This window comes from Steroidobacter sp. (assembly GCF_016790065.1).
Taxonomy (GTDB): Bacteria; Pseudomonadota; Gammaproteobacteria; order Steroidobacterales; family Steroidobacteraceae; genus Steroidobacter.
Window position 1 is genome coordinate 1 of record NZ_JAEUPY010000039.1, and the last position, 4,743, is coordinate 4,743.

Below are 4,743 nucleotides of genomic sequence, written 5' to 3' on the forward strand. Positions count from 1 at the left end.
CGAAATTTCCGCGCGACAGCTCATACCGGGATGAAACTGCATGTCCGGCGAGGCCTGCAGGCGGATCTTCACCGGATAAGTCTTGCTCTGCCCCGCATTCTGTCGGGGCGAGACCGCCACCTGCTCCACTGCGCCCTGCCAAGATTGTTTGGCATACGCCGCAGGCACAATCGTCGCCGGCAGGCCGACTCGAACGCGTGCGACGTCGGCCTCATCGACATTCACTTCCGCATACAGCCCGTTGGTATCGGCGACTACCATCAGATCGGAGCCGGCGATACTCATGGCGCTGGGTACGGCCGTTTCGCCTAACTCGATGGAGACAGTGGTCACCTGGCCGGAGATCGGCGAGCGGATCTCGGTCTTCGCCAGCCGTTCACGTGCTTCTCGCAACTGAGCTTCAGTTTGGGTGAGCGCGGCGCGGCTGGTTTTCAGTTCGACTTGAGCCAGATCGCGTTGTGTGGCGATCTCTTCGTAAGTGTTGGCATCGACGACGCCTCGCTCACGCAACGCTTCGTAACGTTTCCATTTGGCCTGCTGGGTCACGAGATTGACCTGCTGCCGCTCGATGCTCAGCTCCGACTGCCGACGAGCCGCTTCGAGCTGCGCGATCTCGGCGTGTGCGGTGGCCGGATCCAACCGCAACAGCAGCTGCCCTTGGGTCACTTTGTCGCCCTCCTTCACGCGAACCTCCGTAACGCGCCCGATGACCTCGGACACCAGCTTCACTTCACTCTGGTACGCCAGCGTTCCGGACGCGAGGATAGAGGGCGACACCGTCTGCAGAGCGACGGCATGGGCCTCGATCTCCTTCGGCTTCGCGCCACGCGCAATTTTGAGCCCGACCGGTAGAGCCACCAGCAGCACGATGACTGCCAGTACGATCCATTTACGATTCATCGCGCCTCAGCTAAACGAGATGGCGGCCCAGATTCCATAGCCCACGACCACCGGCAACAACGCAAAGATGGCGCTGAAGGCCCATGAGCGGCCGGTCCACACCCGCACGCCGAGCACCGACAACCCCCACATCCAGGGATGTAACAGCGTCAACGCGCTCAGCAAAGTATTGCCCTTGCCGCCCAACGGCGTGTGAAAGAACAGCTCGTTCAACGACAGCACCGCCAGCTCGCCGGTGCCCAGCTGATTAGTGTCCGCCGCCAGTAATACCGCGGCCGACGCCAAGACGCCTAGCAGTGACGGCAGGCCAGTCCAAGCAGCCAACGTCAGCCAGTGCCGAAACGACTTTTCTACATTGGTGATCTTGCCAGCCAGTGAGTAATAAACCGCCTCCAACAGCTTGAACGCCACGATGGCAACGGCACCTCCGACCACCGAGGAACCAAGCATGAAGCCTCGCGAAGTGGCTGCGACGGCCTGCGCTCGCTGCTCCTCCGGCATCTGGGCTGCACCCCCGACGCTCAGTATTTGCTCCATCAACCAGCGCAAATCGACGATGCTGTAGTACCAAGCGATCAATGCGACAGCGCCGAAGACCGTTGCCAGCAATGGAAACCAAAAGCGCGGTCGCTCTTGTAACTCGATGAATGCGCTGCCAGGCGAGGTGAGGATGGCCCAAGCAAGCTCCGTATTCTTCATCGTTTGTTCCTGTGCGTCGGGTACCCCGCGATGGTAGGGGATATAGACAAACTGCCGCCAGCCCTACCGGCGAACGCCAGGGATCCACCGGTGCCTTGAAAAACCGTTTGTTCGCTGCGACACTCCTGCCCATGCATAGTGCACTGATTTCACGATTCCGTGGATCACCAGCGAGACAACGCGCCCGCGTCGTCGTGTTGGGGCTGGCGCTATGCTTATGGATGGTGGCATTCGCCACTCATATTCATAGCAGCGACGAGCTGCCGTCGAATGGCCCGTCCAACGCCTGCAGCTTCTGCTTGTCGCTGCCGGCCGGCGCACCGGCCCCCACGCCTGCGGTCATTTCGCAGTTGGTGTTGGTTGCAACTGAAGTCGTCGCCGAAGTCGCCACGACCTGGGTTGCGCTCGATGTTCCTTCCTTCTATTTCAGTCAGGGTCCTCCCGCGCGCTAGTTGATCGCTGCAGCGTCTGGGTGTCGTTCGCCTGGCGTAGTCCTTTCGCAGCGAGACTTTCTCGAGCTTAACGTCCATTTGTATTCGCCGCGAAGCGCACTGCGCATCGCGACGCTTCGGCTGCGTGTTGTTCACGTAGTCATTGGGCCAGCTCGAGCTCGATTCATCCATCAACTGCCATTCGCGAACGGCCACGGCCGCACGCGACGTGGCGACGTGCGCGCAAAATTTCTTGGAGCTTCTCATGACTACAAACACAACCCTCGCCACCACCATCCGGCTGATCCTGGCGAGTTCATTGGCGGGCATTGCATTCGGTGTTCAGGCACAAGACGCCGAGGAGGATCGCGTCATCGAGACGGTGCGCGTTTCGGCCAGCGCGGTGAATGAAGATCCAAACAATCTGGCCGCCTCCTACAGCATCCTCGACGGCCAGGCGCTGTTCGAACGTTCGCAGGCTACGCTCGGCGACACCTTGAGTTCATTGCCTGGCGTGAACTCGGACACCTTCGGCGGCGGCTCGAGCCGGCCTATCATTCGTGGCCAGACGGCACCACGCGTGGCGGTGCTTTCGGATAGCTCAGTATTGTTTGATGCGTCCGGCATCTCCCCCGACCACGCAGTGACGGCGGAGCCATTGCTGACCGAGCGAATCGAAGTGCTGCGAGGACCAGCCACATTGCTCTATGGCAGTGGCGCGATCGGCGGCATCGTGAATGTCATCGACAAAAAGATTCCGACGGCCCTGCCGGAGAATGGCATCGAAGGCTCCTTCGGCCTGCGCGGCTCCAGCGCAGCGGATGAAAAGGCCGGCGCCTTCGAGATTACGGCGCAGGCAACCGACAATCTGGTATTGCATGCCGAGGCGATGATGCGCGATGCGGATGACTATCGCGCCCGCGGATTAGATGAGTCTCGCGTGCACGGCACATTCTCCGAATCCGAAAACGCCAGCCTCGGATTGTCCTGGGTCGGTGAGCGGGGTTTCATCGGACTTGCCTACTCGTACCGTGACGATAACTACGGAATTCCTGGCCACAACCACGAATATGAGGGCTGCCATCCTCACGGCAGTGCCCTCCACTGCGGCAGCCATGAAGAGGAAGGCGAGGATCACGACCATGAGCATGGGGAGGAAATCACGCCTGAAATCTCGTTGCTGAGTAAGCGCATCGACCTACGAGGCGAGTTGAGCGACCCGTTCGCTGGCGTCGAACGCATCCGCCTGCGCGCGAGCCACACTGACTATCGGCACTACGAACTGGAAGAAGGCCAGATCGCGACCACGTTTCTCAACGACGGCTATGAAGCCCGTGTCGAAGTTCAGCATCGTGAAATCGCCGGACTTCGCGGCGTGGTCGGAGCGCAGCTGGCCGAGAACGACTTCAGCACGGTCGGCGCAGAGGCCTTCATGCCGCAGGTGAAGAGCCGCACCATCGGCGTATTCGCCGTCGAGCATGTCGAAGTTGGCGAGAGCTGGCATTTCGAGCTCGGCGCGCGCCAGGAATGGCAGAAGCACACGCCGATCAACGATTCGCGAGGCCGCCCGGAGTTCGATGACTCAGCGACCTCAGTATCGGCTGCTGCAATCTGGCAGTTCGTTCCCGATTATTCCCTGACTCTGGCACTCACTCGTTCGGAGCGAATGCCCCATGCGCAAGAGCTGTATGCGCGTGGTATCCATCTCGCCACGAATACCTATGAATGCGGTCTCGCCCCTCACCCGCTGACCTGCGGCGGTCTGGACAATAACGCCAACCTGGAGACCGAAACCGCGAGCAACGTCGAACTCACACTCAAGAAGAACGTGGGCAATCTGACGTTCGCCGTCGGTGCGTTCCACAACCAGATCGATGACTACATCTATGCGCGTACTCTCGACCAGTACGAGGATTTTCGTCTGATCAAGTACACCCAAGACGATGCGGAATTCACCGGTCTCGAAGCGGAAGCAACCTATCAGGTCAGCCCGTCGTTCTCGGCAACTGTGTTCGGCGATCGCGTCCGTGCCGAACTCAAGGATGGCAGCAACCTGCCGCGCATCCCGGCCGCTCGTTACGGCACTCGACTGAATGCGAAAGTCCTGACGCTGGCTGGCGAGCTTGAGTACTACAGAGTCAACGCGCAGGACGATATCGCAGACTTCGAGACATCCACGCCTGCCTACGACATGTTGAACCTGACATTCAGCTACAGCCCGCGCGGCGACGGCGGTCCAGTGATGTATCTTCGCGGCACTAACTTGCTCGACGAGATCGTGTGGAATCACGCCTCTTATCTAGCAAACGTCGTCCCGCTGCCCGGACGCGGCGTGACTGCTGGATTGCGCGTGTCGTTCTAAGCGAGTGATGAACCTCTCGCTCTACGAACGAGTGACCGAGCTCCACGGCGCGTTGCCGTGGAGCTCGGTGCTCGATGCCGGCACCGGACCGGCTTCGATGCGTTGGCTGCTGTCGCTGAACACGGAACGTTGGACCGCGGTAACAGGATCGCCCCGCATGGCCGACGTTGCACGCAAGGAATTGCGCGATCGGCTCCGACCCAACGATCGCCTGATCGTCGGTAATTGGCTGGATCACGACTTGCTGGCGAATGAAACATTCGACGTGGTACTGGCCGACTATCTACTCGGCGCCGTCGACGGCTTCGCTCCGTACTGGCAGGATCAGCTTTTCCCACGCTTACGACCGCA

General features: G+C 60.4%; 5 protein-coding genes. 3 read left to right on the forward strand and 2 right to left on the reverse strand.

Features of this window, described 5'->3' with window-relative positions:
• Nucleotides 1-900, reverse strand: a 900-nt coding sequence (locus tag JNL55_RS01540) for an efflux RND transporter periplasmic adaptor subunit (RefSeq protein WP_293848508.1), incomplete at its 3' end; no start/stop codon positions are given.
• Between the two features lie 6 nt (nt 901-906).
• On the reverse strand, nt 907-1,599 hold the full coding sequence (locus JNL55_RS01545; RefSeq protein ID WP_293848509.1) for a YIP1 family protein: 693 nt from the start codon (nt 1,597-1,599) through the stop codon (nt 907-909).
• A gap of 131 nt (nt 1,600-1,730) precedes the next feature.
• On the opposite strand from JNL55_RS01545, the gene JNL55_RS01550 reads away from it, so the two are divergent.
• The 3 genes from JNL55_RS01550 to JNL55_RS01560 form a co-directional block, all read left to right on the forward strand.
• Nucleotides 1,731-2,051, forward strand: coding sequence for a hypothetical protein (locus JNL55_RS01550; protein ID WP_293848510.1), 321 nt, complete (start codon nt 1,731-1,733; stop codon nt 2,049-2,051).
• 244 nt (nt 2,052-2,295) lie between these two features.
• Nucleotides 2,296-4,392: a TonB-dependent receptor domain-containing protein gene (locus JNL55_RS01555; RefSeq protein ID WP_293848511.1), complete on the forward strand. Its 2,097-nt coding sequence runs from the start codon at nt 2,296-2,298 to the stop codon at nt 4,390-4,392.
• A 7-nt stretch (nt 4,393-4,399) separates the two neighbouring features.
• Nucleotides 4,400-4,743, forward strand: a 344-nt coding sequence (locus tag JNL55_RS01560; protein ID WP_293848512.1) for a class I SAM-dependent methyltransferase, incomplete at its 3' end; no start/stop codon positions are given.

Coding starts and splice junctions, on each gene's coding strand:
- JNL55_RS01545 (WP_293848509.1), bottom strand. CDS start 1,599: ATGAAGAATACGGAGCTTGCTTGGGCCATCCTCACCTCGCCTGGCAGC.
- JNL55_RS01550 (WP_293848510.1), top strand. CDS start 1,731: ATGCATAGTGCACTGATTTCACGATTCCGTGGATCACCAGCGAGACAA.
- JNL55_RS01555 (WP_293848511.1), top strand. CDS start 2,296: ATGACTACAAACACAACCCTCGCCACCACCATCCGGCTGATCCTGGCG.